Source organism: Pseudonocardia sp. TMWB2A (assembly GCF_017312135.1).
The window spans coordinates 2133462-2159942 of record NZ_QKQY01000002.1; the positions used below are offsets into that span (position 1 = coordinate 2133462).

21 protein-coding genes and 3 pseudogenes are annotated in these 26481 nt (G+C 75.3%); 11 read left to right on the forward strand and 13 right to left on the reverse strand.

Going from position 1 to position 26481, the window contains the following annotated elements:
* Nucleotides 1–179: 179 nt before the first annotated feature.
* The 5 genes from DMP17_RS24755 to DMP17_RS24775 form a co-directional block, all read right to left on the reverse strand.
* Complete coding sequence (locus DMP17_RS24755) at nt 180–1643, reverse strand: fused MFS/spermidine synthase (RefSeq protein ID WP_337830741.1); 1464 nt, start codon at nt 1641–1643, stop codon at nt 180–182.
* A gap of 22 nt (nt 1644–1665) precedes the next feature.
* Nucleotides 1666–2685 (reverse strand): NADP-dependent oxidoreductase, encoded by a 1020-nt coding sequence (locus DMP17_RS24760; protein WP_226354168.1) that lies wholly within the window; start codon nt 2683–2685, stop codon nt 1666–1668.
* 92 nt (nt 2686–2777) lie between these two features.
* Complete coding sequence (locus DMP17_RS24765) at nt 2778–3938, reverse strand: acyl-CoA dehydrogenase family protein (RefSeq protein ID WP_179761627.1); 1161 nt, start codon at nt 3936–3938, stop codon at nt 2778–2780.
* A complete protein-coding gene (locus tag DMP17_RS24770; RefSeq protein ID WP_337830742.1) occupies nt 3935–6019 on the reverse strand; it encodes an acetyl/propionyl/methylcrotonyl-CoA carboxylase subunit alpha in 2085 nt (694 codons plus the stop codon). The genes DMP17_RS24765 and DMP17_RS24770 overlap by 4 nt, the downstream gene beginning before the upstream one ends.
* A gap of 8 nt (nt 6020–6027) precedes the next feature.
* Nucleotides 6028–7626 carry a carboxyl transferase domain-containing protein gene (locus tag DMP17_RS24775; RefSeq protein ID WP_226367877.1) on the reverse strand — a complete coding sequence of 533 codons (1599 nt, stop codon included), beginning with the start codon at nt 7624–7626 and terminating at the stop codon, nt 6028–6030.
* A 101-nt stretch (nt 7627–7727) separates the two neighbouring features.
* On the opposite strand from DMP17_RS24775, the gene DMP17_RS24780 reads away from it, so the two are divergent.
* On the forward strand, nt 7728–8417 hold the full coding sequence (locus DMP17_RS24780; RefSeq protein WP_337830743.1) for a response regulator transcription factor: 690 nt from the start codon (nt 7728–7730) through the stop codon (nt 8415–8417).
* A gap of 354 nt (nt 8418–8771) precedes the next feature.
* Nucleotides 8772–9047: pseudogene (locus DMP17_RS46440) on the forward strand (hypothetical protein); the annotation flags it as partial.
* Between the two features lie 309 nt (nt 9048–9356).
* Here the strand turns inward: DMP17_RS46440 and DMP17_RS46445 are convergent.
* Both DMP17_RS46445 and DMP17_RS46450 read right to left on the reverse strand, forming a co-directional pair.
* Nucleotides 9357–9701, reverse strand: a pseudogene (locus tag DMP17_RS46445) (sensor histidine kinase); the annotation flags it as partial.
* Nucleotides 9702–9809: 108 nt separating this feature from the next.
* Nucleotides 9810–10850 (reverse strand): annotated as a pseudogene (locus DMP17_RS46450) (histidine kinase dimerization/phospho-acceptor domain-containing protein); the annotation flags it as partial.
* 96 nt (nt 10851–10946) lie between these two features.
* On the opposite strand from DMP17_RS46450, the gene DMP17_RS24790 reads away from it, so the two are divergent.
* Nucleotides 10947–11570, forward strand: a complete 624-nt coding sequence (locus DMP17_RS24790; RefSeq protein ID WP_308817283.1) for an SACE_7040 family transcriptional regulator — start codon at nt 10947–10949, stop codon at nt 11568–11570.
* 22 nt (nt 11571–11592) lie between these two features.
* On the opposite strand, the gene DMP17_RS24795 is transcribed toward DMP17_RS24790, so the two are convergent.
* A complete protein-coding gene (locus DMP17_RS24795; protein WP_337830744.1) occupies nt 11593–13524 on the reverse strand; it encodes a heavy metal translocating P-type ATPase in 1932 nt (643 codons plus the stop codon).
* Between the two features lie 100 nt (nt 13525–13624).
* On the opposite strand from DMP17_RS24795, the gene DMP17_RS24800 reads away from it, so the two are divergent.
* The 3 genes from DMP17_RS24800 (at nt 13625) to DMP17_RS24810 (ending at nt 15207) form a co-directional block, all read left to right on the forward strand.
* A complete protein-coding gene (locus DMP17_RS24800; protein ID WP_226354174.1) occupies nt 13625–13945 on the forward strand; it encodes an ArsR/SmtB family transcription factor in 321 nt (106 codons plus the stop codon).
* Nucleotides 13946–14008: 63 nt separating this feature from the next.
* Nucleotides 14009–14854: an alpha/beta fold hydrolase gene (locus DMP17_RS24805; RefSeq protein WP_337830745.1), complete on the forward strand. Its 846-nt coding sequence runs from the start codon at nt 14009–14011 to the stop codon at nt 14852–14854.
* 71 nt (nt 14855–14925) lie between these two features.
* Entirely contained in the window at nt 14926–15207 is a 282-nt protein-coding gene (locus tag DMP17_RS24810) for a helix-turn-helix domain-containing protein (protein WP_226354176.1), read from the forward strand.
* Between the two features lie 11 nt (nt 15208–15218).
* Here the strand turns inward: DMP17_RS24810 and DMP17_RS24815 are convergent, their stop codons facing one another.
* The 4 genes from DMP17_RS24815 to DMP17_RS24830 all read right to left on the reverse strand — a co-directional run bounded on the left by DMP17_RS24815 (nt 15219) and on the right by DMP17_RS24830 (nt 20029).
* Nucleotides 15219–15830, reverse strand: a complete 612-nt coding sequence (locus tag DMP17_RS24815) for a ClpP family protease (protein WP_062403890.1) — start codon at nt 15828–15830, stop codon at nt 15219–15221.
* A 5-nt stretch (nt 15831–15835) separates the two neighbouring features.
* Nucleotides 15836–16453 (reverse strand): ClpP family protease, encoded by a 618-nt coding sequence (locus DMP17_RS24820; RefSeq protein WP_062398509.1) that lies wholly within the window; start codon nt 16451–16453, stop codon nt 15836–15838.
* A 79-nt stretch (nt 16454–16532) separates the two neighbouring features.
* Complete coding sequence (locus DMP17_RS24825) at nt 16533–18164, reverse strand: DICT sensory domain-containing protein (protein WP_305080725.1); 1632 nt, start codon at nt 18162–18164, stop codon at nt 16533–16535.
* A 203-nt stretch (nt 18165–18367) separates the two neighbouring features.
* Nucleotides 18368–20029, reverse strand: a complete 1662-nt coding sequence (locus DMP17_RS24830; RefSeq protein WP_337830746.1) for a putative PEP-binding protein — start codon at nt 20027–20029, stop codon at nt 18368–18370.
* A 98-nt stretch (nt 20030–20127) separates the two neighbouring features.
* On the opposite strand from DMP17_RS24830, the gene DMP17_RS24835 reads away from it, so the two are divergent.
* The 5 genes from DMP17_RS24835 to DMP17_RS24855 are packed head-to-tail and all read left to right on the forward strand — an operon-like array spanning nt 20128 to nt 24125.
* The gene (locus DMP17_RS24835) at nt 20128–20889 is read left to right on the forward strand and encodes a DeoR/GlpR family DNA-binding transcription regulator (protein WP_226354178.1); all 762 of its coding nucleotides are present in this window, start codon (nt 20128–20130) and stop codon (nt 20887–20889) included.
* Between the two features lie 26 nt (nt 20890–20915).
* Complete coding sequence (pfkB, locus tag DMP17_RS24840) at nt 20916–21863, forward strand: 1-phosphofructokinase (RefSeq protein ID WP_226356598.1); 948 nt, start codon at nt 20916–20918, stop codon at nt 21861–21863.
* Complete coding sequence (locus tag DMP17_RS24845; protein ID WP_226354179.1) at nt 21860–22309, forward strand: PTS sugar transporter subunit IIA; 450 nt, start codon at nt 21860–21862, stop codon at nt 22307–22309. The genes pfkB and DMP17_RS24845 overlap by 4 nt, the downstream gene beginning before the upstream one ends.
* Nucleotides 22306–23820: a PTS fructose transporter subunit IIC gene (locus DMP17_RS24850; protein ID WP_337830747.1), complete on the forward strand. Its 1515-nt coding sequence runs from the start codon at nt 22306–22308 to the stop codon at nt 23818–23820. Before DMP17_RS24845 ends, DMP17_RS24850 begins: the two co-directional genes overlap by 4 nt.
* Before the next feature lie 26 nt (nt 23821–23846).
* Nucleotides 23847–24125: an HPr family phosphocarrier protein gene (locus DMP17_RS24855; RefSeq protein ID WP_226354180.1), complete on the forward strand. Its 279-nt coding sequence runs from the start codon at nt 23847–23849 to the stop codon at nt 24123–24125.
* A gap of 139 nt (nt 24126–24264) precedes the next feature.
* Here DMP17_RS24855 and DMP17_RS24860 read toward each other — a convergent pair whose 3' ends face one another.
* Nucleotides 24265–26283 carry a beta-galactosidase gene (locus DMP17_RS24860; protein WP_337830748.1) on the reverse strand — a complete coding sequence of 673 codons (2019 nt, stop codon included), beginning with the start codon at nt 26281–26283 and terminating at the stop codon, nt 24265–24267.
* Between the last annotated feature and the right edge of the window lie 198 nt (nt 26284–26481).

Genomic DNA, 26481 nt, shown 5'->3' on the forward strand with positions numbered 1-26481 from the left:
CGGTCCGCGCGGGACGGGGCGAGCAAGGCGAGGGCGGGCCGAGCAGGTCAGGCCGAGCGCGGCGGGGCGAGCCGGGCAGGGCGAGCCGGGCAGGGCGAGCCGGGCAGGGCGAGCCGAGCGGGGCGGGGCGGGGCGGGCGGGCCGGGCACAGCACCCCGGGGCGCGGAGGGGGCGGCGCCCTACCCCGTCAGCCCGGTGGTGATCAGCTGGTCCACCGGGGCGCGGTCGTCGGTCAGGACCGGCGTCCCCGCGGTGAACGCGGCGGTGCGGTCCGGGGCGAGGACCGTGCCGGCCGGTTCGGAGCGGGCGACGGCGGCGCCGAGGGCGGCCGGGTCGAGCGGCCGGTCCGAGGCGACGACCACGACGTTCCCGCCGCCACCGGGGGCGAACTCGTCGGGGAGGGCGAGGAGCATCGTCGTCGCGAACTGCGACTCGACGGTCGCGGTGGCGGCCTTGACCAGGTCGAGCGGGTACCGGTCGATCACGTTGAGGACGTAGAGCCCGCCCGGGCGCAGCACCCGCTGCACCTCGTCGAGGAACTCCGCGGTGGACAGGTGCCAGGGCACCGAGCGGGCGCCGAAGGCGTCGCCGACGACGAGGTCGGCGGAGTCGTCGGGCAGCGCGGCGAGGTTCACCCGGGCGTCGCCGGTGCGCACGGTGGTGCCGGGGATCCCGCCCGCGTCCAGGGAGCGGACGCCGAGGTCGATCACGCCCTGGTCCAGCTCCAGCACGGTCGAGGTGCTGCCGGGGCGGGTCGCGGCGAGCCAGCGCGGCATGGTCAGCGCGCCGCCGCCGATGTGCACCGCGTCGACCGGGCGCCCCTGCGGGAACGCGGTGTCGACGGCCGCGGCGAACCGCTTGGTGTAGGCGAACTCCAGGTGCGCGGGGTCGCCGAGGCGGACGTAGGAGTGGCGCAGGTCGTCGAGCACCAGATAGCGACCGGCCGGGTCCGCGGGGTCGGTCCGGACGGCGGCGCAGTAGTAGGTGGTGTCGGCGTCGCAGCGCCCCGGCAGCGCGACGAGCGCGACGGCCAGCAGCAGCGCCGCGGCACCGCCCTTCGCGATGTCCGAGCGCCGCCGCCGGGGTGCCAGGACGAGCCCGAGCACGAGGCAGGCGGCCGCGGTGACCAGCAGGATCGCGCTCACCGGCAGCAGCGCGACGAGCACGAACCCGGTGAGGAAGGTCCCGGCGAGCGACCCGAGGGTGCCCGCCGCGGACAGCCCGCCGACGACCTCGCCGGAACGGTCCAGCCCGGTCAGCCGGGCCTTGGTGACGGCCGGGGTGACCGCGGCCAGCGCCGTCACCGAGACCAGGGTGGACGCGGCGACGAGCACCACGGCGGCGTAGGGCCCCGCGCCGAGCAGCGGCCCGAGCAGCCGGACCACCGGCCGTACGGCGAGGGTGCCGAGCCCGCCGACGACCATCATCAGCGCGGCGACGGCGACCGGGTCGCGCTCGTCGGCCCACCGCCCGCCCAGCGAGGCGCCCGCCGCGATCCCCGCGAGGGCCACCCCGATCACGGCGGTGGTCGACTCGAGCGTCAGTCCGACGTAGGGCGCGACGAGCCGGGTCGCGAGGGTCTCGACGACGAGGATCGCCGCCCCCGAGACGACGACGGCGGTCCGGGCCATGGCGAGGCGCACCCCGCCATGGTGCCGGTCGGGATCAGGCCCGGTTCAGCCGGAGCACGAGCTTGCCGGTGTTCTCGCCGCGGAACAGCTTGAGGAACACCTCCGGGAAGTCGGACACGGCGCCGTCGACGACGTCCTCACGGCTGTGCAGGCGCCCGTCGGCGAGCCAGCCGGCGAGCTCGGTGCCGGCCTCGCCCCAGCGGGGGATGTAGTCCCCGACCAGGAAGCCCTCCATGCGGGCCCGGTTGACCAGCAGGTTCATGTAGTTCTTCGGGCCGGTCATGCCGCCCTCGGCGTTGTACTGGCTGATCGCGCCGCAGATGACGACGCGGGCGTGCATCGCGAGCCTGCCGAGCACGGCGTCGAGGATGTCCCCGCCGACGTTGTCGAAGTAGACGTCGACGCCCTCGGGGGCGAGCTCCTTGAGTCGCTGCGACACGTTGTCGGAGCGGTAGTCGATCGCGGCGTCGAACCCGAGGTCGTCAGTGATCCACGCGCACTTCTCGGGGCCGCCCGCGATGCCGATGACCCGGGCGCCCTTGACCTTCGCGAGCTGCCCGACCACCGACCCGACGGCGCCGGCCGCACCGGAGACGACGACCGTCTCCCCCTCCTTGAGGGCGCCGACGTCGAACAGCCCGAAGTAGGCGGTCATGCCGGTCATGCCGAGCAGCGCGAGGTAGCGCTCCGGCGGCACGTCCGCGGTCGGGGAGACCTTCTGCAGGCCGCGGCCGTCGCTCTCCACGTACTCCTGCACGCCGAGCACACCGGTGACGGTGTCGCCGACGGCGAAGTCGGCGTTCTTCGACGCGACGACCTCACCGAGGCCGAGCGCGCGCATCACCTCGCCGATCCCGACCGGGGGCGCGTACGAACGCCCCTCGTTCATCCAGCCGCGCATCGCCGGGTCCAGCGAGATGTGGCTGATCCGGACGACGATGCGGCCCTCGCCGGGCTCGGGCACCGGCTCGGTGGTGTGCTCCCACACCTCCGGGCCGGGGGTGCCCTGCGGGCGTGCGGCGAGCCGTACCTGGTGGTTGACCTCGTTGCTCATGACACCGGTCTACCCCCGTCACGCGCGCGGCACCGCATCACGGTCGTCACGCGCGTGACGGGAATGTCGTTCGGTGACCGAACGGATCGTCGCTACAGGCCCAGGTGCCGCGCGATCAGCATCTTCTGCACCTCGGAGGTGCCCTCGCCGACCTCGAGGATCTTCGCGTCGCGGTAGAACCGCCCGACCGGGTACTCGTTCATGAAGCCGTAGCCGCCGAAGATCTGGGTGGCGTCGCGCGCGTTGTCCATCGCGGCGTTCGACGAGACGAGCTTGGCGATCGCCGCCTCCTTCTTGAACGGCTCCCCCGCGACGAGCAGCCGCGCGGCGTGCTGCCAGGCCAGCCGGGCGGTGTGCGCGCGGGCCTCCATGTCGGCGATCTTGAACTGGATCGCCTGGTAGGAGCCGATGGTGTTCCCGAACGCCTCGCGTTCACCGGCGTAGCGGACGGACTCGTCGACGCAGCCCTGGGCCAGCCCGGTCGCCAGCGCCGCGATCGCGACCCGGCCCTCGTCGAGGATGGACAGGAACTGGGCGTAGCCGCGGCCGCGCTCGCCGAGCAGGTTCGCCTCGGGGACGCGGACGTCGTCGAAGAAGAGCTCGCGGGTGTCGGAGCAGTTCCAGCCGACCTTGGAGTACTTCTCGCTCACCGTGAACCCGGGCGTGCCCGCCGGGACGAGGATCGCCGAGATCTCCTTGCGGCCGTCGGGCTTCTCGCCGGTGACGGCGGTGACGGTGACGACCGAGGTGATGTCGGTGCCGGAGTTGGTGATGAAGCACTTCGACCCGTTGATCACCCACTCGTCGCCGTCGAGCCGGGCCGTGGTGCGGGTGGCGCCGGCGTCGGAGCCGCCGCCCGGCTCGGTGAGGCCGAACGCGCCGAGGGTGCGGCCCGCGGCCAGGTCGGGCAGCCAGCGCGCCTTCTGCTCGTCGGTGCCGAAGCGCAGGATCGGCATGGCACCGAGCCCGACGCCGGCCTCCACGGTGATCGCGACCGAGGAGTCGACCCTGGCCAGCTCCTCCAGGGCCAGGCAGAGGGCGTGGTAGTCGCCGCCCATGCCGCCGTAGGACTCGGGGACGGGCAGGCCGAACAGGCCCATCTCGCCCATCTTGGCGGTGATGTCGTAGGGGAACTCCTCGCGGATGTAGAGGTCGCCGATGACGGGCGCGACCTCCTTGCGGGCGAACTCCTCGACCGAGGCGCGCAGCGCCTCGTACTCCTCGGCGGTGGTGGTGTCCTGGGCGGTGGTCATGCCTGCTCCTCCTGGGTGGCGGGCTCGACCACGAGCAGCACCGCGTCCTTCGCGACGGTGGCTCCGGCCCGGGCCCTCAGCTCGCGCACCGTCCCGTCGACGGGGGCGGTGAGCACGTGTTCCATCTTCATGGCCTCGACGACGACCAACTTCTGACCTGCGACGACGGCGTCCCCATCGGCGACCTCGACGACGGTCACCGTCCCCGGCATCGGCGAGACGACCGGCCCGCCCGCACCGCCGGCGGCCGCGGCGGCCTCCGTCGGCGCCTGCTCGCGCACGCCCCAGGCGTGCCCGTCGCGGCCGATCCAGACGACCCCGTCGGCACCCTCGGCGACGGCGAACCGGCGGGTGCGGCCGTCCTGGGTGTGCTCCACGACCCCCGGTGCGACGGCGGCGGTGCGGCACCGGGCGGCGGCCGCGGCGGGTGTCGCCGACGCCGGGACGGCGGTGTCCCCCGCGTCCCCGTCCGCGGCTCCATCGGCGGCGGGCAGCGCCAGGTCGAACCCGGCCGCCCGGCCGCGGGCCCGCACCTCGACGGCACCGTCGGCACCCCCGGTGACCAGGCGGCTCACCGTCCAGGCGGGCTCCCCGACCCGCCAGCCACCGGGGACGTCGAACGGGTCCACCACGGGCCCGGCCGGCTCCCGGCGCAGCAGCCCGAGACCCGCGACCGCACCGAGGACGTCGGCGGGCACCGTGTCGTCGACGAGTGCGGCGCCGCGCCGGGCGATCAGCCCGGTGTCGAGGTCACCGGCGCGGACGTCGTCGTCGGCGAGCAGGGCCCGCAGGAACCCGATATTGGAGTCGAGCCCGAGCAGCACCGTGTCGCGCAGCGCGGCGTCGAGCCGGCGCAGCGCCTCGTCGCGGGTGGCGCCGTAAGCGATGACCTTGGCCAGCATCGGGTCGTAGTCGGACCCGACGACGGTGCCGGTCTCGATCCCGGCGTCGACCCGCACCCCGGGCGGCGGCGTCCAGTCCAGCACCGGCCCGCCGGAGGGGAGGAAGGTGAGCGCGTCGCCGGACACGGCGGTGGCCTCGGCGTACACCCGGGCCTCCATCGCGTGCCCGGTGAGCACCACGTCGTCCTGGGTGATCGGCAGCGGCTCCCCCGCGGCGACGCGCAGCTGCAGCTCGACCAGGTCCAGGCCGGTGACCTCCTCGGTGACCGGGTGCTCGACCTGCAGGCGGGTGTTCATCTCGAGGAAGAAGAACTCGTCGGGACGGTCCGAACTCACGATGAACTCGACGGTCCCGGCGCCGGTGTAGCCGACGCTGCGGGCGGCCTCGCAGGCGGCGCGGCCCATCTCGTCGCGCTGCGCGGGGGTGAGCAGAGCCGACGGCGCCTCCTCGATGATCTTCTGGTGGCGGCGCTGCAGCGAGCACTCGCGCTCGCCGAGGTGCACGACGGCGCCGTGCGCGTCGGCCATCACCTGGATCTCGATGTGCCGCGGCGTGGTGACCAGCCGCTCGACGAGCAGGGTGTCGTCGCCGAAGGAGCCGCGGGCCTCGCGGCGCGCACCGGCGATCGCGTCGGCCAGCTGCTCCGGGGAGTGCACCTCGCGCATGCCCTTGCCCCCGCCGCCGGCGGACGGCTTGAGCAGCACCGGGTACCCGATGTCGGCGACGACGGCGGTCAGGTCGTCGTCGGTGAGGCCGGAGCCGTCGGAGCCGGGCACGACCGGCACCCCGGCCTTGGCGACGGTCTGCTTGGCCCGGATCTTGTCGCCCATCGCCTCGATCGCCGACGACGGCGGCCCGACGAAGGCGATGCCCGCCTGTTCGCAGGCGGCGGCGAACGCGGTGTTCTCGGACAGGAAGCCGTAGCCGGGGTGGATCGCCTGCGCACCGGTCGCCCGGGCGGCGGCGATCACGTTCTCCACCGACAGGTAGGACTCGCCGGCGGCGGCCGGGCCGATCCGGACGGCCTCGTCGGCGGCGCGGACGTGCGGGGCCGCGGCGTCGGCATCGGAGTACACGGCGACCGACCGGACGCCCAGCGAGCGCAGGGTACGGATGACGCGGACCGCGATCTCGCCGCGGTTCGCGACCAGGACGGTGTCGAACAGTGCCGATCCCATGGGGGGCCTCACATCCGGAAGACGCCGAAGGCCGGGTCGGCCAGGGGCGCGTTGGCGGCGACGGACAGGGACAGCCCGAGGACGGTGCGGGTGTCGGCGGGGTCGATGACGCCGTCGTCCCACAGCCGGGCGGTGGAGTAGAGGGGATGTCCCTGCTCCTCGTACTGGGCGCGGATCGCGTCCGGGTCGGCGTTGCCGACGGTGCCGAGCACGGTGGCGGCCTGCTCGCCGCCCATGACCGAGATGCGGGCGTTGGGCCACATGAACAGGAACCGCGGCGAGTACGCCCGCCCGCACATCGCGTAGTTGCCGGCGCCGAAGGACCCGCCGATGACGACGGTCAGCTTCGGCACCCGGGTGGAGGCGACGGCGGTGACCATCTTCGCGCCGTTGCGGGCGATGCCGCCCGCCTCGTACTCGCGGCCGACCATGAAGCCGGAGATGTTCTGCAGGAACACCAGCGGGATGCCGCGCTGGTCGCACAGCTCGACGAAGTGCGCGCCCTTGGTCGCGGACTCGGAGAACAGGATCCCGTTGTTGGCGACGATCCCGACCGGGTGGCCGTGGATCCGGGCGAACCCGGTGACCAGGGTGGTGCCGTACTCGGACTTGAACTCGGCGAACCGCGAGCCGTCGACGACGCGGGCGATGACCTCGCGCACGTCGTAGGGGGTGCGGGTGTCGGTGGGCACCGCGGCGTAGAGCCCGGCGGGGTCGACGGCGGGCTCCTCGGTGGGGCGCACCTCCCACGGCCGCGGGGCGCGCGGGCCGAGCGTCGCGACGATCGCGCGGACCCGGGCGAGCGCATCGGCGTCGTCGACGGCGAGGTGGTCGGTGACGCCGGAGACCTTCGCGTGCAGGTCCCCGCCGCCCAGCTCCTCGGCGGTGACGACCTCGCCGGTCGCGGCCTTCACCAGCGGCGGGCCACCCAGGAAGATCGTGCCCTGGTTGCGGACGATGACGGCCTCGTCGCTCATCGCGGGGACGTAGGCGCCACCCGCGGTGCAGGAGCCGAGGACGGCGGCGATCTGCGGGATGCCCTGCCCGGACATCTGCGCCTGGTTGTAGAAGATCCGGCCGAAGTGCTCGCGGTCGGGGAACACGTCGTCCTGCTCGGGCAGGTACGCGCCCCCGGAGTCCACCAGGTACACGCAGGGCAGCCGGTTGTGCAGCGCCACCTCCTGCGCGCGCAGGTGCTTCTTGACCGTCATCGGGTAGTAGGTGCCGCCCTTGACGGTCGCGTCGTTGGCGACGACCACGACCTCCCGGCCGGCGACCCGCCCGACCCCGGTGATCATCCCGGCGCCGGGGGCCTGGTCGTCGTACATGCCGTTCGCGGCCAGCGGGGACAGCTCCAGGAACGGCGACGACGGGTCGACCAGCGCGTCCACCCGGTCACGCGGCAGCAGCTTCCCACGCTCGACGTGCCGGGCCCGCGAGCGCTCCGGCCCGCCGAGCCGGGTCCGCTCCAGCCGGTCGCGCAGGTCGGCGACCAGGGCGCGGTGCGCGGCGTCGTTCTCCGCGGCGCGCGGGTCGGCCGGATCCACCGCCGTGCCGAGCCGCGGGGCCTCCGGGGCCGGCGCGGGTGGGGCCTGCGGTGCCGTCATCGGACCTCCCGGGGAACGCTTTCTGTTAATGACCGTTAACAGGTTAGCGGTTGTTAACACGTGGCGTCCAGAGCGGGCGTCCCGCGGACTAGGCTGGGTGCGTGCGCCTGCTACTGGTCGAGGACGAGAAGCCGCTCGCCGAGCTGGTCCGCCGCGGCCTCGCCGGGGAGGGGCACGAGGTGGAGGTCGCGCACGACGGCCCCACCGGGCTGCAGCTCGCGCTGACCGGCCGGCACGACGTGGTCATCCTCGACATCATGCTGCCGGGCCTGTCGGGCTACCGGATCCTGCAGCACCTGCGCGACCGCGGCGTGTGGACGCCGGTGCTCATGCTGACCGCCAAGGACGGCGAGTACGACGAGGCCGACGCCTTCGACCTCGGCGCGGACGACTACCTGACCAAGCCGTTCTCGTTCGTCGTGCTGCAGGCGCGGCTGCGCGCGCTGCTGCGCCGGGCCGGGGAGGCCGCACCGACCGTGCTGCGGGTCGGGGACCTCAGACTGGACCCGGGCACGCACCGGGTGCACCGCGGCGAGACCGAGATCCCGCTGACCCCGCGCGAGTTCGGCGTGCTCGAGCACCTGATGCAGAACACCGGGCAGGTCGTGACCAAGACCGACATCCTGCGCTCGGTCTGGGACGCCCACTACGACGGCGAGGTCAACGTCGTCGAGGTCTACGTCGGCTACCTGCGCCGCAAGATCGACGCACCGTTCGGGACGCACAGCATCGAGACGCTGCGCGGCGTCGGCTACCGGATGTCCGAGCCCGCGCCCGCGCCGCCCCGCTGACCTGCGGGGACCCGCTCAGCGACGACGGTCGAACGGCCGCCGCGGCGACGGCGTCCCGACCGGCTCCCGCTCGGCCCGGGCGGGCTCGCGCCCGGTGTCCCGGGTGTCACGGGCCGTCTCCCGGCTGGCGACGGCGGTGCCGCCACGGCCCCGCTGCCCACGCGGCGTGACGACCGGCAACGGCCGGGTGGCGTTCTCGTCGAACGGACTGCCGACGGTGTTCGGCCGGATCGGCAGCGGGCCGGTCGGCGGGTCGAGACGACTGTGGGCGGGTGGTGCGGACACGTCGTCCTCCGGGTCGGGCGGGGTCGTCACCGGACCGCTGTCCGGGGTCCGACCGTCCGTGCCCGAGCCGTGGGTGACGGCCGGGTCACCGGGCGTGCGCATCATGCCATCCGCAGCGGCGGTCCCGCGCGCCGACGCGCCCGCCCCCACGGGGCCCTCGGGAGCGACCGCGGAGCCCATGACCGGGCGGACCGGAGCGGTGCCGCCCGACGCCGCGCCGCCCTGCGCCGCGCCGCCCTGCGCCGCACCGTTCCGCGCCGCACCGTTCCGCGCCGCACCGTTCCGCGCCGGGTCGGGCTGCGCCGTGCCGTTCTGCGCCGTGCCGTTCTGCGCCGTGCCGTTCTGCGCCGTGCCGTTCTGCGCCGTGCCGTTCTGCGCCGTGCCGTTCCGCGCCGTGCCGTTCCGCGCCGTGCCGTGCTCCGGTGTCCCGTGGTCGGCGCCGCCCTGCCCCAGCCACGCGTCCGGGCCGAAGTCGGCGGGCTCCTCGGCCCGTGCCCACGGCGACCGCGTGGTCACCCGCGGGATCGGACCGGAGGGCCGGTCGTCGCACAGCTCCGCGGCCGGCTCGCCGTCGAGCCCGGCCCCGGCGTGGTCGGCGTCCACCGGTCCGGAGGCCTCCTCCTCGGGCAGCGGTGCCGTCACGGCGGGCACGGTGACCCGGAACCGGGCCCCGCCCAGCGCGGGCGACGAGGCCGCCTCCACGGTCCCGCCGTGCGCCGCGACCAGCTCGGCGACGATCGCCAGGCCGAGCCCGGAGCCGCCGTCCCCGCGGGAACGGGCCTCGTCGAGCCGCACGAAGCGCTCGAAGACCCGGGCGCGGTCGGCCTCGGGGACGCCGTTGCCGTCGTCGTCGACCTCGATCACCGCGAGGTCGCCCTCGGCCCGGACCGACACCGCGACCGTCGACGACGCGTGCCGCTTGGCGTTGTCGACCAGGTTGCGCAGCACCCGCACCAGCTGGCCGCGGTCGCCGACCACCCGGACGGGCTCGCTCGTCACCCGGACCGCGACGGCGGTCTCGGCCGACGGACGCTCCCGCTCGGCGTCGGCGATCTCGTCGAGGTCGACCTCCTCGCGGCGCGGCGCGATGCCGCGCTCGTCGGCACGGGCGAGGAACAGCAGGTTCTCGACCAGGCCGGTCAGCCGCGAGGCCTCCCCGCGCAGGACGTCGACGGTGGCCCGGTCCGCGGACGCCTCCGGCATGCCCGAGCCGAGCAGCTCCAGACCGGTCGACACGGTCGCGAGCGGGCTGCGCAGCTCGTGGCTGGCGTCGGCGACGAAGCGGCGCTGGGTCGCCTGGGAGGACTCGATCCGCCCGAGCATCTGGTTCATGGTGCGGGCGAGACGGCCGACCTCGTCGCGGGCGACCGGCTCGTCGACACGCTGGGAGAGGTCCTTGTCGCCCATCCCGGCGACCCGGGACCGCATGTCCTCCACCGGGCGCAGCGCGCGGCCGGCGAACAGGTAGGTGAAGCCGCCCGCGACCAGCACCAGCAGCGGGACCCCGCCCGCGACGAGCCAGGTCACGAGGTTGACGGCGTTGTGCATCTGGTCGGTCGGCTGGGCGGAGTAGATCGTGATCGGCCGGTCGAAGGCCCGCACTCCGAGCCCGACGACCATCATGTTCTCGGTCTCGAGCGGGCCCGCACCGTCGTCGGAGCCGGATCCCGACTCGGGGCCGGCGACGTCGTGGAAGGTGACCGGCACGTCCATCTGGGCGCGCGACTCGTGCGGGGCGAGGACCCAGTCCACGAGCTTCGGCTGCCCGTCCAGCGGCGGGGAGGAGGCGAACACCTCGATGTCGCGCCCCTCGCCGTTCGACCCGACCCGCTCGTCGGGCGCCCCGGTGCGGTCGCTCCACGCGGTGACGACCTGCACGAGGTCGGTCCGCCGCGCGGTGGTGATCACCGCGTTCTCCTTGGCCGGGTCCCCCGGACGCCGCTCGGCGAAGTTGGCCTGGATCCGCTCGGCGACCTGCTGGGCGTTGGCCAGCAGCGCCTGCTCGGTGTTGCGCTTGAGCTGACTCTCCAGGATCAGCACCAGCGACACACCGGCGACGACGAGCACCATCGCGACCGCCGTCGCCGCCGCGAGGGCGGACGCGGCGCGCACGCCGAGACGCTCGCGCATCCGGCGCAGGGTCCTCATCACGCTCACGAGGGTATCGCCGCCGACCTGTGCGGAGCCTGAGACGGACCGCACGGGGCGTTAACAACCGTTAACCGACGACGCTACGATCGTCCGATGGTCGCAGCAGGACCCTCCCCCGCGGACGGCGCGGGCGCGCGCACGGAGGCTCCGTCGCGGCGCGAGCAGATCCTCACCGAGGCGGCCCGGCTGTTCGCCCGGCACGGCTTCCACGGGGTGAGCATCGCCGACCTGGGCGCCGCGGTCGGCGTCAGCGGCCCCGCCCTCTACCGGCACTTCCCCGGCAAGGAGGCGCTGCTCGCCGAGCTGCTCATCGACATCTCCGAGCGCCTGCTCGACGGCGGCCGCGCCCGCGTGCACCACGACGACCCCGGTGCCGCGCTGGCCGACCTCGTCGACTTCCACGTCGCGTTCGCGACCCGCGAGCCGGAGCTGATCGTCGTGCAGGACCGGGACCTGGCGAACCTGCCCGAGGAGCCGCGCCGCACCGTGCGGCGGCTGCAGCGCACCTACGTCGAGCTGTGGGTGGACACGCTGCGCCGGGCGCACCCCGACGTCGCCCCGGCCGAGGCCCGCACCGTCGCCCACGGGGTGTTCGGCCTGCTCAACTCCACGCCGTACGCACCGCGGGCCGAGCAGCCGTCCCCGCGCGGGGCGGACGCCCGGGCCGCGGTGCTGCGCCGGATGGCGCTGGCCGCGCTGGCGGTCGCCCCGGCCTGAGCAGGACCGGCCGGAGCACCCGTCAGGCCCCGACGCGCTCCCGTTCGGGATCCACGGCGACCGGCGCGACGGCGGCCCTGGCCAGCCGGTCCTCCCGGCGCGCGACGACGAGCAGCCGCAGCCCGTTCAGGCACACGAGCACCGTGGACAGCTCGTGCCCGGCGACGCCGACGACCAGCGGCAACGTTCCGAACAGGTCCCACCCGACCAGGACCACGATCACCGTGGCGGCGAAGGCCAGGTTCGCCCGCGCGATCCGCCGAGCCCGCCGGGCCAGCACGACCAGCGGGGCCAGCGAGCCGAGCGGGTCACGGGTGAGCACGCCGTCGGCGGCCTCCAGGGACAGCGCCCCCGCCCCCTCGGAGACCACGAGGCCGACGTCGGCCGACGCGAGCAGCGGCGCGTCGTTGATGCCGTCGCCCGCGGCGAGCACCCGGCGGCCCCGGGCCTGCTCGGCGCGGACGACCTCGACCTTGCCGTCGGGCAGCAGCCCGGCCCGCACCCGGGTCAGGCCGAGCCGCTCGGCGAGCACCCGGGCCGGGCGCTCGGCGTCGCCGGTGAGGACCTGCGGGTCGCCGCCGACCTCGCGGCGCAGCGCGGCCAGCGCGGTCGCGGCACCCGGACGCGGCTCGTCGGACAGCCCGACCACCCCGGCGGGCTCGCCGTCCACCAGCACGACGACGGCGGTCCGCCCCGCCTCCTGCAGCGCGGCGACCCCGGGGACCTCCACGTCACCGGCGAGCTCCGGGCGCCCGACGGCGACGCTCCGCCCGCCGACGACCGCCCGCACACCCTCGCCCGGGACCGCGGTGAACCCCTCGGCGTGGGGCAGGTGCAGGCCGCGCTCCAGGGCGTGCGCGCGCACCGCCCGGCCCAGCACGTGCTCGCTGCCGGCCTCGGCGGCCCCGGCCAGGGCGAGCAGCTCGTCGGCGCGCCGGGACCCGAGCGGGGTCACCGACACCACCTGCGGGCGGCCGGAGGTCAGCGTGCCGGTCTTGTCGAGCACCACGGTGTCGACCTCGGCGAGCGCCTCCAGCACGGTGACGTCCTTGACCAGCGTCCCGCGCCGGCCGGACACCGCGACCGCGGCGAGCAGCGGCGGCATCGTCGCGAGCACGATCGCGCACGGCGAGGCCACGATCATGAAGACGATCGCGCGCAGCAGCGTCTCCTGGAACGGGGCGCCGAGCAGCAGCGGCACGGTGAGCAGCAGCACCGTCCCCGCGACGACCAGCACCGAGTAGCGCTGCTCGACGCGCTCGATGAACAGCTGGCGGCCCGCCTTGGTCTCCGCGGCCCGCTCGACCTGCGCCGCGACCCCCGCGACGACGGTGTCCGCCGCGTCCCGCGAGACCCGGACCCGCAGCACGCCGGTGCCGTTCACGGTGCCCGCGAGCACCGCGTCGCCGGGGCCGGTGCGGGCCGGGACCGGCTCCCCGGTCAGCGCGGAGGTGTCGACCTCCGACACCCCGTCGAGCACGGTGCCGTCGCCGGGGACCCGCTCCCCCGGCCGGACGACCACGACCTGCCCCGCGACGAGCCCGGCCGCCGGGAGGGTGCGCTCGGTGCCGTCGTCGTCGGCGACGGTGGCCGTCTCCGGGGCGAGGTCGAGCAGCGCGTGGATGCCGGCCCGGGTGCGGGCGGTCATGACCGACTCCAGCGCGCCGGACGTCGCGAAGATGACGACGAGCAGGCCGCCGTCGAACCACTGTCCGATCGCGGCGGCCGCGACCGCGGCGACGATCATCAGCAGGTCGACGTCGAGCCGCTTCTCCCCGAGCGCGCGCAGGCCCTCGAGCGCGGGCTCCCAGCCGCCGAGGACGTAGCAGGCCAGGTACAGGCCGACGACCACCGCGGACGGCGCGCCGAGCAGGTCGGCCCCGAGCGCGGCCAGGAAGGCCAGCAGGGAGGCCCCGGCCCAGCGGACCTCGGGCAGGGTCAGAGCGGATCGCATGCGTGGAACCGTACCTGCGCATGCACGAAGATACGCAGCCAGCCATCCAGATGGTGAGACGGTGGACCATCCGCGCAGTCACGCAGGTATCCTCGGCGTCGTGCACGAGTCCATCCACGGCTTCGCGATGCCGCCCGAGGACGAGGTCCGCCGGGTGGCGGACGCGATGCGCATGCTCTCCGACCCGACCCGGGTCAAGATCCTCTGGGCGCTGCTGCAGGGCGAGTCCTCGGTGGCCTGCCTCGCCGACCTGGTCGGCGCCGCCCCCACGGCGGTGAGCCAGCACCTGTCCAAGCTGCGGCTGTCGGGCCTGGTCGAGAACCGGCGCGAGGGGACCTACGTGTACTACACCGTGGAGGACGCGACCGTCCGCGCCGTGCTGGAGCGGATGCTCGGGCAGGGCACGGCCGTCGACGGGTAGGCCCGCGGCGGGGCGGGTACGCGAATCGGGAGGACGCAACCGATCTTCCCGGAGGAGCACCCCATGCCCCAGCTCAGCATCGGTACCGAGAACGGCAGCCCGGTCGAGCTGCACTACACCGACCAGGGTTCTGGCGCCCCCGTCGTGCTGATCCACGGCTGGCCGCTGTCGGGGAGGTCCTGGGAGAAGCAGGTCCCTGCGCTGGTCGACGCCGGTCACCGGGTCGTGACCTACGACCGTCGTGGCTTCGGCCAGTCCTCCCAGCCCTGGGACGGCTACGACTACGACACCTTCGCCGACGACCTGCACGCCCTGCTCGTGCACCTCGACCTGCGCGAGGCCACCCTCGTCGGGTTCTCGATGGGCGGCGGCGAGGTCGTCCGCCACATCGCGCGGCACGGCACCGACCGGGTCGCCCGCGCCGTGCTGGCCGCGGCCGTCCCGCCGTACCTCTACCAGTCCGACGACAACCCCGACGGCGGTCTCGACGACGCCACGATCGAGCAGTTCCAGGGCGGCGTCACCGGTGACCGGATCGCCTTCCTGGAGGAGTTCACGTCGAACTTCTTCGCCGCGGGCGACCGGACCGACCTGATCAGCGAGCCGAACCGTGCCTACCACCGCGCGATCGCCGAGTTCGCGTCGCCGAAGGGCACCCTGGACTGCATCACCGCGTTCGGGCGCACCGACTTCCGCGACGACGTGCAGAAGGTCTCCGACGCCGGCATCCCGACCCTGGTCATCCACGGCGACGCCGACGCGATCGTCCCGTTCGAGGTGTCCGGCAAGCGCTCGCACGAGGCGATCGAGGGTGCTCGGCTCGTGCTGATCGAGGGTGGCCCGCACGGTCTCAACGCGACCCACCCCGACGAGTTCAACGCCGCGCTGCTCGACTTCCTGAAGGCCTGAGCGCCCGCCCCGGGTTCCGCTGTGGGCGGAACCCGGGGACCGCGGCCGCCGTCCGGCCCTACCGTGCCCCCATGAGCGAACCCCTCTGGCGGCACGCACTCGGTCGTGAGCTGCGACGACGGCGGCACGCCCGCGGCGAGACCCTGCACGCGACGGCCGGGCGCGCCGGGGTGTCCCCGCAGTACCTCTCGGAGGTGGAGCGGGGCCGCAAGGAGCCCTCCAGCGAGATGATCGCCGCCGTCGCCGGGGCGCTCGGGACCGACCTGGCCGGGCTGACCCGCGGCGTCGCCGACGGTCTCGCGACGGCCCCGCGGGCGCACGGGCCGCAGTGCGCCTACGCGCTGGCGGCCTGACCCGGCGCCGCTCAGCGACGCTCGCGGGTGCGCGGCGGCTGCGGTTCGAGCACGGTGTCGAGCAGGCCGTAGTCCCGGGCCGCGGACGCGGTGAACACGCGGTCGTGGTCGGTGTCGGCGCGCAGCCGCTCGACGGTCTGCCCGGTGTGCCGGGCCAGGATCTCCTCGATGTCGGCACGGATCCGGACCAGCTCGTCGGCCTGCAGGATCAGGTCCGGGATGGACCCGCGGCCCTGCGCCGCCGGCTGGTGCAGCACGACCCGGGCGTGCGGCAGCGCGCCGCGACGACCCTCGGTCCCGGCGGCGAGCAGCACCGCCCCCACCGAGACGGCCTGGCCGACGCACGTCGTCGCGACCGGGCAGCGGACGTGACGCAGCGTGTCGTAGATGCCGAGCATCGCGCTGGGGTCGCCGCCCCCGCAGTTGACGTAGAGCTGCACCTCGCGGTCGGGGTCGTCGGCCTCCAGGAACAGCAGCTGGGCGATCAGCGCGTTCGCCACGCCCGCGTCGATCTCGGTGCCCAGGTAGACGACCCGCTCGGTGAGCAGGTGGGAGTAGACGTCGAGGACCCGCTCGCCACCCGGGGTGCGGGCGATGACGTTCGGGATCGTGTAGGTGCTCACCGCCGTCACCGCCCCACGCCGAAGCCGGTCGGGACGGCACCGCGGCGCGGCACCACCTGGTCGAACCGGTCGACGACGGCGTCGACGAAGCCGTAGTCGAGCGCCTCGGCCGCGGAGTACCAGCGGTCGTGCAGCGAGTCGGTGAAGATCCGGTCCACCGGCTGCCCGGTGTCCTGGGCGATCAGGCCGAGCACGGTGTCGCGGGTGTGGCGCAGGTCGTCGGCCTGCAGCTCGATGTCGACGGCCGTCCCGCCGATCCCCGACGAGCCCTGGTGCATCAGCACCCGCGAGTGCGGCAGCGCGCGCCGCTTGCCCGGGGTGCCCGCCGAGAGCAGGAACTGCCCGGCGCTGTAGGCGATGCCGAGCACGAGCGTCGAGACGTCGCAGGGCACCAGCCGGAACAGGTCCCGCAGCGCCAGCATCGCCGGCACCGACCCGCCGGGCGAGTGGATCCAGAAGGCGATGTCGGCGTCCGGGTCGCGGGCGGCCAGCGCCACGACCTGGGTGGCGAGCAGGGTGCCGTTGTCGTCGTCGAGGGGGCCGTCGAGCACCACGACGCGCTGGTCGTAGAGGTCGCGGCGGGCGCGGTCGTCGAAGCGCGGGGTGCGCGGTGAGTCGCTCATGACCCCACCGTGGCCGGGGGACGGCCCGGTCCGCGCCCGGTTCTGCCCTGGGCAGCTCCGCCCAGGGCGAACGCGCCGGTCAGCCGGGGTGACCGCCGCCCGGGTGCCGGTCGGCGAACACGTCGTAGCCGGCACCCTGGTCGCCCTGGACCAGGCGGCGCAGCGCCTCCTGCGCCGCGGCCCGCGGGTCGGCGGCCGCCTCGCCGGTGACCGGCTGCGGGCCGGTCGAGGACGCGTCGAGGTAGGGCCGGGGCCGCGACGGCGGCGGGGCCGGCGCGGGCCGCGGCGGCGGGGCGTGCGCGTCGGGCGGGGGCGCGACCGGGTCGTCGGACCCGCCGCCGTTCCCGGCCGGGCGCGGGCGCGGTGCGACGTCGTCGGGACCGCGGTGGCGGGCCGCGGCCGACGGCTCCGGGGACGGCCGCGGCGGGGCGCCCTCCCGCCCGGTCGCCGCGACGACGATGCGGTCCCCGGCCGGGTTCCGGCCGGCGTCGACCGGGCCGGCGTCGCCCGGTTCCTCAGGCAGGTGGGCCAGCGCCTCGCGCAGGTCGGCCAGCGGCAACGGCCGGGTCGTCGTGACCGCGAACGCGACCCGCCCGGCCAGCGCGATGCCCGGCCAGCCCTGCGAGGCCAGCGCCAGCCGCTCGCCGACCCGGTCGCAGAGCCCGGCCAGGTGCCGGTCCGAGGCACCGGGCACGACCAGCGCGAACTCGCGCTCGGACAGCCGCAGGGCCGCGTCGACCGGGCCGAGCGGCTGGGTCATCGCCGCCGCGACCTGGTGGGCGGCGAACCAGGCGGCGCGGTCGTCGTCGTGCACGACGGAGCCGTCGAGGCCGGGCAGGTCGAACAGCGCGACGCCGACGGGCAGCGCCTCCGGCCCCGCCGGACCGGCGAAGCGGTCCAGGGCCTCGGCGGTGGGCAGGCCGCTCGCCGGGTCGACCGCGGCGGCGGCACGGGCGGCCGCGGCGCGCTGGGCGTCGGCCAGCTGGGACCGCAGCTCACGGGTGCCGGCCCGGGCCGACAGCAACCGGTCGATCATGTGGTTGAGCGAGGTCGTCGCCCACGCCTCGCCGGTGGTGCCCGCCGAGGCCGCCGGGTCGCCGCCGGTCGGCATCGAGGAGCCGAGCAGCTCGTCGACCGTGCGCCGCACCGAGGACGGCAGCCGGTCCCCCAGCGCGAACCGCAGCCGCGCGAGCTCGGTCCCGGCCTGGGCACGGGCGTAGCCCCAGCGTCCGAGGAACACCCGCCCGGCCTCGCCCTGCTCGCGCGGGTCGCGGGCGTACTGGTCGGTCGCGACCAGGAACGCACCCGCCCCGGGCCCGAGCGCGACGACGCTCCACTCCGACGCCAGCGGCTCGTCCGGGTCCAGCACCACGAGGTGGACGCCGTCCGGCACGTCGTGCACCCCGCCGTCGGCGAACGCGACGACGACGTGCATCCCGGCCTGGGCCATCCGCGCGTAGACCTCGCGCTCGCGGTCGAAGAAGCGCAGCTGCTGGAACAGCGCGACGACGACCGTCGGGTCCTCCCGCGGACCGGACATCACCGCGCGCTCGATGGAGTGCGACAGGTGCACGAGCAGCCGCTTCGACGCCGGCTCCGGACGGGCCCCCGAGGCCCGTTCCCAGGCCTCGCGGCGGCCCTCGGACAGCCCGTCGACATAGGCCTGCTCCGAGGCCACCCGGACGGCGTGGGCAAGCGGTCCCTCGGACATGGGTGACCTCCGGTCGTCGGACGGCGCCCCGGTTCGCGATACAGGATCACGCCGTGTGTCGAGCCAACAACCGCGGGTCGCCGGGGGCAACCGGTGGCCGGGTACGTCCGGTGGGACCACAGGTCACTGCGACCAGCGGCGTGACGGCCGCCGGTCCGTCCACCGCACGGCCGAGCGGAAGGACGGACGCGACGAACGGACGATCAGCCGTCGAGGGCGGCGACGGCCCGGCGGGCCGCGATCGGGTCGGCCGCGGCGCAGGCCGCGCGCGCCCGCTCCCGGCACTGCTCCACCGTCAGCCCGGCCAGGTTCGCCCCGACCGCGGCGAGCGCGCCCGAGCCCATCGACAGGCTCGCGACGCCGAGCCCCACCAGCACCGCGGCGAGCCCCGGGTCGGCCGCGGCCTCGCCGCACACCCCGACCGGGGTGCCGGTGCGCGCCGACGCCTCGCCGAGCAGCCCGATCAGCCGCAGCAGCGCCGGCTGCCACGGGTCGTTGAGCGCGGCCACCGGCCCGGACTGGCGGTCCGCGGCGAACAGGTACTGGGCCAGGTCGTTGGTGCCGACCGAGACGAAGTCGACCTCGGCCATGATCTCGTCGGCGGTGAGCACCGCGGCCGGGATCTCGATCATCACGCCGGCCTGCTCGATACCGTGCGCCCGGCAGCGCTGCACGAACCAGCGCGCCTCCTCGGCGGTGGCGACCATCGGCGCCATCACCTTGAGCGCGACGCCGGTCTCCTTCGCCGCGGCGGCGAGCGCGGCGAGCTGGCGCTCCAGCACGCCGTCGCCGTTGCCCGGGACGCGGGCGATCCGCAGGCCGCGCACGCCCAGCGCCGGGTTGGGCTCGCCGTCGAGCGACAGGAACGGCAGCGGCTTGTCCGCGCCGGCGTCGAGGGTGCGGGCGGTGACCGGCTTGCCCGCGAACGCGGACAGCACCGCGGTGTAGACCTCGCGCTGGGCGGCCTCGGTGGGTTCCTCGGCCGCGGAGAGGAACGCGAGCTCGGTGCGGAACAGGCCGACGCCCTCGGCCCGGGCGTCCGCGGCCCTCGCCGCGCCGGGGCCGTCGCCGACGTTGGCCAGGACCGGCACGACCAGGCCGTCGGCGGTGCGGCCGACGCCGTCCCACTCGGCGGTGACCGAGGCGGCGGCGGCGAACGCGGTGGCCTCGTCGAGGGTGGCGACCTCGACGACCTCACCGGTGCCGCCGTCGACGGTCAGCGCGGCACCCTCGGCGATCCGGGTCGCGCCCGCGCAGCCGACGACCGCGGGGATCCCCAGCGAACGCGCGAGGATCGCGGTGTGGCTGGTCGGGCCGCCCTGCTCGGTGACCAGTGCGAGCGCGACGCCCGGCTTCAGCCCGGCGGTGTCGGCCGGGGCCAGGTCGGTCGCGACGAGCACGGCGGGCGCGTCCAGGTCGGCGACGCCCGGCGCGGGCAGCCCCAGCAGCTCGGCGACGATGCGGTCGCGCACGTCGTGGATGTCGCGGGCGCGCTCGGCCATGTAGCCGCCCATCGACGTCAGCATCTCCGCGAAGGAGTTCGCGGCCTCCCACACCGCGCGCGCGGCGGGGCGGCCCTGGCCGGTGACCAGGTCCTGCGCGCTCTCCAGCAGGGCCGGGTCCCCGACCATCGTCACGGTCGCCTCGAGCACCTCCCGCGCGTCCCCGCTGACGGTCGCGGCGCGCGCGGTCAGGCGCTGCGACACCAGCTCGACGGCCGGCGCGATCCGCGCGGCCTCGGCGGAGGCGTCGGCCGGGGCGGGGCCGGCGGCCGGCTCGCCCGGCGGCTCGGCGACGCGGACGACGCGGCCGCCGGCACGGCCGGGGCTGGCGGGGATTCCGGTGAGGGCGGTCGTGCTCGGCATGAGTGGCTCCCGGGGTTACTTCGACGTGACCCGTTGACAAACACAGTAAAACCCACATACTCAGACACAAGCAAGCATCGAAGCGGGAGCGAACGAAGATGTACGCAGCGGAGCGTCAGCAGTGGCTGCTCGACCGGACCCGGGATCGGGGCCGGGTCGACGTGGCCGCTGTCGCCGAGGAGCTCGATGTCACCCCCGAGACCATCCGCCGGGACCTCGGGACCCTGGAGCGCCAGGCCCTCGTCCGGCGGGTGCACGGCGGGGCGATCCCGTCGGACCTGCTGAACTTCGAGCCCGGGGTCGGCCAGCGCGACAGCCAGTTCGGCGCGGAGAAGGAGCGGATCGCCAAGGCCGCCCTCGCCGAGCTGGGCACCGCCGCGACCGTCCTGCTCGACGCCGGGACCACGACCTCCCGGCTCGCGAGCACCCTGCCCCGCGAGCGCGACGTCACCGTCGTCACCAACTCGCTGCCGATCGCGTCCTCGCTGGCCGGGCGCCCGAACGTGGACCTGCGACTGCTCGGCGGCCGGGTCCGCGGGACGACGCTTGCCACCGTCGACGACTGGGGCACCGAGGTGCTGGCCGGTCTCACGATCGACGTCGCCTTCATCGGGACCAACGGCTTCTCCGTGGCACGCGGCCTCACCACACCCGACACCGGCGAGGGCGCGACCAAGCGGGCGATGCTGCGCGCCGCCCGCCGCACCGTCGTCCTCGCCGACGCCAGCAAGTTCGGCTCCGACCAGTTCGTCCGCTTCGGCACGCTGGCCGAGGTCGACACGCTGATCACCGACACCGGCCTCGACGCGGCGGACGCCGCCGCGCTGGAGGCCGCCGGCCCCAAGGTGGTACGCGCATGACACCCCGTTCCGTCCCCGCACCGCGGATGTTCGTGACGGTCACCCCGAACCCGAGCCTGGACCGGACCATCGCGCTGCCGCACCTGGTGCGCGGCGAGGTCCACCGGGCCGAGTCGGTCCGGATCGACCCCGGCGGCAAGGGCGTCAACGTCGCCCGCGCCCTGGCCTCGGCCGGGCACCGCACGGTGGCGCTGATGCCGTCGGGCGCGACGCCCGGCGAGCGGCTGGCCGCACTGCTGGAGCCGACCGACGTCACCACCGTCGCGGTGCCCATCACCGAGGCCACCCGGGTCAACATCACCCTGGTCGAGCCGGACGGCGTCACCACGAAGATCAACGAGCGGGGCCCGCACCTGGCCGCCGACGAGGTCGAGGCCCTGATGGACCGGGCCTGCGCGCTCGGCGCGGGCGCGACCTGGCTGGTGGGCTGCGGCTCGCTGCCGTCGGGCGTCGGCGACGACTTCTACGCCGAGCTGGTCCGGCGCTGCCGCCGGCCCGGCCTGCGGATCGCCGTCGACACCTCGGACGCGCCGCTGCACCACGCCGTCGCGGCGGCCCCCGACCTCGTGAAGCCCAACCACGCCGAGCTGGCCGAGCTCGTCGGGCGCCCCCTGGGCAGCCTCGGCGACGTGCTGCTGGCCGCCCGCGAGCTGCGTGCCCGCGGGATCGGCGCGGTCCTGGTCAGCCTGGGCGCCGGTGGCGCCCTGCTGGTCGACCGGTCCGGCGAGTACCACGCCCGGACCCCTCCGATCACCGTGCTCAGCACGGTGGGCGCCGGTGACTCCACCCTGGCCGGGTTCCTGGCCGCGGGTGGGGAGGGACCCGACGCCCTGCGGCAGGCCGTGGCCTACGGCGCCGCCGCCTGCCGACTGCCCGGCTCCGCCACGCCGGGTCCGGCCGACATCCGAATCGACGACGTCGAACTGGCCCCCACGCCGGACGTCACCCTCGCCCTCACCGGAGATGCCGCATGACCGCACTGATCACCGCAGATCTGGTCGACCTCGACGTGCCGTCGGCCGACCGCAGGACCGCCGTCACCGCGCTCGCCGAGCGCCTGGTGAAGGCCGGCCGGGTCACCGATCTCGACCGGTTCCTCGCCGACATCGAGGCCCGCGAGGCCCAGATGCCGACCGGCCTGGAGGGTGGCATCGGCATCCCGCACTGCCGTTCCGCGGCCGTCACCGAGCCGACGCTGGCCTTCGGCCGCGCGCCGTCGGGTGTCGACTTCGGCGCCGAGGACGGCCCCGCCGACCTCATCTTCATGATCGCCGCCCCCGAGGGCGGGAACACCGACCACATGACGGTGCTCGCTGCGCTGGCCCGTCGCCTGGTCCGTGCCTCGTTCAAGAACGAGCTCCGCAACGCCACCGACCCGGCCGCCGTCGCGACCTTCATCCAGCAGGAGGTGGGAGCGTGAAGCTCCTCGCCGTCACCGCATGCCCGACGGGCATCGCCCACACCTACATGGCCGCCGAGGCCCTCGAGGTCGCCGCCGAGGAGGCGGGTCACGAGATCGTCGTCGAGACCCAGGGGTCCGCGGGCTCGACGCCCTTCACCCAGGCCCAGCTCGACGAGGCCGAGGCGATCATCCTGGCCGCCGACGTCGAGGTGCGGGACAAGGAGCGCTTCGCGCACCTGCCGACCGTCACCTCCCCGGTCAAGAAGGCCATCGGCGGCGCGCCGGGCCTGATCGAGCAGGCCGTCGCGAAGGCGACCGCGCAGCCGAAGGGCTCGGCCGCGGCCGCCGTCCCGGCCCAGCGCGACGGGTCCGACCTGGACACCAAGAACTTCGGCGCCGGCTTCGGCTCGAAGCTGCGCGGCTGGCTGATGACCGGCGTCTCCTACGTCATCCCGTTCGTCGCGGCCGGCGGTCTGCTGATCGCGCTGGGCTTCGCCCTGGGCGGCTACCAGATCACCGAGGCGCCCGACGTCGTCTCCTTCGGTGACGACGGCGTCGCCTCGGTCGTGTTCGACCCGGGTGCCCTGCAGTCCTGGGCCGCGCTGTTGTTCCAGGTCGGTGGCCTGGCGTTCGGCTTCCTGGTCCCGGTCCTGGCCGGCTTCATCGCCTACGCCATCGCCGACCGCCCGGCCCTGGTGCCCGGCTTCGTCGGCGGCATGATCGCCGTGCAGACCCACGCCGGGTTCCTCGGCGGTCTGGTCGCCGGTCTGCTCGCCGGTGCGGTCGTCTACGGCCTCAAGCTGTGGCAGCCGCCGCGCGCCCTGGCCGGGATCATGCCGGTGCTGGTGCTGCCGCTGATCGGTACCGCCGTCGTCGGCGCGATCATGTTCCTGGTCGTCGGCACGCCCCTCGCGGCCGCCACGACCGGCCTGACCAACTGGCTCAACGGCCTCTCGGGCACCAACGCGATCCTGCTCGGCGCCCTGCTCGGCCTGATGATGGCCTTCGACATGGGCGGCCCGGTCAACAAGGCCGCCTACGCCTTCGCCGTCGCCGGGCTGTCCACCGGCTCCGAGACCGCGCTGATGATCATGGCCGCGGTCATGGCCGCCGGCATGACCCCGCCGCTGGCGCTGGCCCTGGCCACCGCCGTCCGCAAGAACCTGTTCACCAAGGCCGAGCAGGAGAACGGCCGCGCCGCCTGGCTGCTGGGCGCCTCGTTCATCACCGAGGGCGCGATCCCGTTCGCCGCGGCCGACCCGCTGCGGGTCATCCCGTCGCTGATGGCCGGGTCCGCGGTGGCCGGCTCGCTGTCGATGGCCTTCGGCGCGACCCTGCGGGCCCCGCACGGCGGCATCTTCGTGGTCCCGCTGATCGGCAACCCGTTCGCCTACCTGCTGGCGATCATCGCGGGCACCCTGGTCTCCGCCGCCCTGGTCGTCGGCCTGAAGTCGGCCCGCCGCACCCCGGCCCCGGCCGCCGCCGAGCAGACCGCCACCGCCCCGGCCGCCGCGCCGGTCGCGGGCTGACCCACCCGAGAGAAGGAGCACCCACCATGGCCGAGCGCCGTGTGAAGGTCGGTTCGTCGGTCGGGCTGCACGCCCGCCCCGCCAACCTGTTCGTGACCGCCGCCAAGGAGCAGGGGGTCAAGGTGAGGATCGGGACCGCCGACGGCGAGCGTGGTCCGGTCGACGCCGCCTCGATCCTGTCGGTGATGGGCCTGGGCGTGAAGTCCGGCGAGGAGGTCGTGCTGACCTCCTCCGACGACGAGCAGGGCGAGGCCGCCGTCGCGGCCCTGGCCGCGCTGCTGGAGCAGGACCTCGACGCGAGCTGACCCTGCGTCACCCGGTACGACCCGGACGCCCCGCCGCGCCTCCCGCGCGGCGGGGCGTCCGGCCGTCCGCACCCCGGTCCCGCCGAGACGCACGTGTCCGCCCTCCCGGGGGCCGGAACGTGCGGCTCGATCCCGCGGCTCAGTCCCGCAGGACGGTCACCCCGCGCGGGGGCAGGGTGCCGGCCGGGCCGGCGAGCACCTCCGCCGCGCCGAGCGGCCCCAGGTCGACGGGGGCGTCGGTCCGGTTGACGACGAACCGGAACCCGTCGCGGCGGACCAGCTCCACCCGTCCCACCAGCTCGCCGGGCAGCTCGGGGGCGATCCCGGCGGCGGCCAGCAGGCGTCGCAGCAGCGGGGCGCGGTCGGCGAGGCGGGTCGGGACGTAGGTCGCCGACCCGTCCCCGACCGGGCGGCGGGTCACCGCGGGCAGCCCGGCGAGGTCCCCCGCGGCCGGGTCGGTGCCGCCGCCGGTCCAGCGGGCGAGCACCTCGACGGCCGGGTCCACCACCTGCACGGCCTCGCTCCACAGGTCACCGGTGGAGCCGTCGTCGAGCTCGACGACGGCGCCCGGGTCGAGCGGCGCGAACTCCTCGACCCGGATGCCCAGCAGGTCGCGCAGCGCGCCCGGGTAGCCGCCGAGGACGGCGTGCGCGTCGTCGTCGACGGTGCCGGAGAAGTAGGTGGTGACCAGGTGCCCACCGGCCCCGACGTAGGCGGTCAGCGCGGCCGCCCGGTCCGGGCCGACCACGTGCAGCACCGGGGCGACGACCAGCCCGTAGCCGGACAGGTCCGCGTCCGCGGACGTGACGTCGGCCCGCACCCCGGCGTCGAGGAACGCCCGGTACCAGCCGAGCGCCTCGGCCTTGTAGCGCAGCTCGGTGGTCGGGGTGAACGGCTGCTCGGCGGCCCACCACGACGGCCAGTCCCACAGCACCGCGGCCGGCGCGGGGACCCGCCGCGCCCCGGCGACCGGGGCCAGGTCGCGCAGTGTCGCCCCGAGCGCGGTGACGTCGCGGAACAGCGCCGAGGCCGGCCCGGCGTGCGGCACCATCGCCGAGTGGAACTTCTCCGCGCCCGCCGCGGACTGGCGCCACTGGAAGAAGCAGAGCGCGTCGGCGCCGTGCGCGAGGTGGGTGAGCGCGTCGCGGGCGAGCTCCCCGGGGCGTTTGGCGCGGTTGACCGGCTGCCAGTTCACCGCCGACGTCGAGTGCTCCATCAGCCACCACGGGTGCCCGCCGGCGAGGTTGCCGGTGAGGTTGGCCGAGAACGACAGCTCGTCGCGGGCGTCCGGGCCGGGGAACACGTAGTGGTCGTTGGCGACGATGTCGACCTCGGGCACCCAGGTCGCGTAGTCCATACCGCTGGTCTCGCCCATCACCATGAAGTTGGTGGTCACGGGCACGTCCGGGGTGAGGTCGCGCAGCAGGTCCCGCTCGGCGCGCAGGTGGTCGAGCAGCGCGTCGGAGGAGAAGCGGGCGAAGTCGAGCTGCTGGGTCGGGTTCGGGTGGGTGCCCGGGCCGGTGCGGCGCGGGGTGCCGATCTCGTCCCAGTCGCCGTAGTGCTGGGACCAGAACGCGGTGCCCCAGGCGTGGTTGAGCCGGTCGAGGTCGCCGTAGCGGCGCTGCAGCCAGGCCCGGAACGCGACCCGGGCGTCGTCGGAGTGGTCGTGGACGTCGTGGCAGCCCAGCTCGTTGGACACGTGCCAGGCGGCGAGCGCGGGGTGGTCGCCGTAGCGGCGGGCGAGCCGCTCGACCAGGGCGAGGGCGTGGCGGCGGAACACCGGGGAGGTCGGGCGGTGGTGCTGGCGCCCGCCCGGCGCCAGGGTCCGGCCGTCGGCGTCGACGGCGAGGATCTCCGGGTGCCGGTGGTGCAGCCACGGCGGGGGTGACGCCGTGCCCGTCGCGAGGTCGACGGCGATCCCGCCCGCGTGCAGCAGGTCCAGCACGTCGTCGAGCCACCCGAGGTCCCAGCGGTCCGGCGCGGGCTGGAGCAGCGCCCAGGAGAAGACGCCGACGGTCGCGACCGTCACGCCTGCCTCGCGCATGAGTGCGACGTCGGACTCCCACACCGCGCGCGGCCACTGCTCGGGGTTGTAGTCGGCCCCGAACTCGATGCGGGGACGGGAGGCACCGGGGGTGCGACGCAGCCAGCGTGTCATGCGCCCAGTGTGACCCGCGACGATGTGCGATGTCGTGCGGATGTGTCCGGGTTCGTGCGGATCAGGTTTCCCCGGGGTTACGGGCGGCGCCAGCGATGGCCCCGGCCCGCGCCGGCGGGGGACGATGCCGCTGCCCGAACCCCGTTCCCGACGACGCGAGCGGCCCGTCCCGACCCGCGCCACCGCGCGGAGAACCGG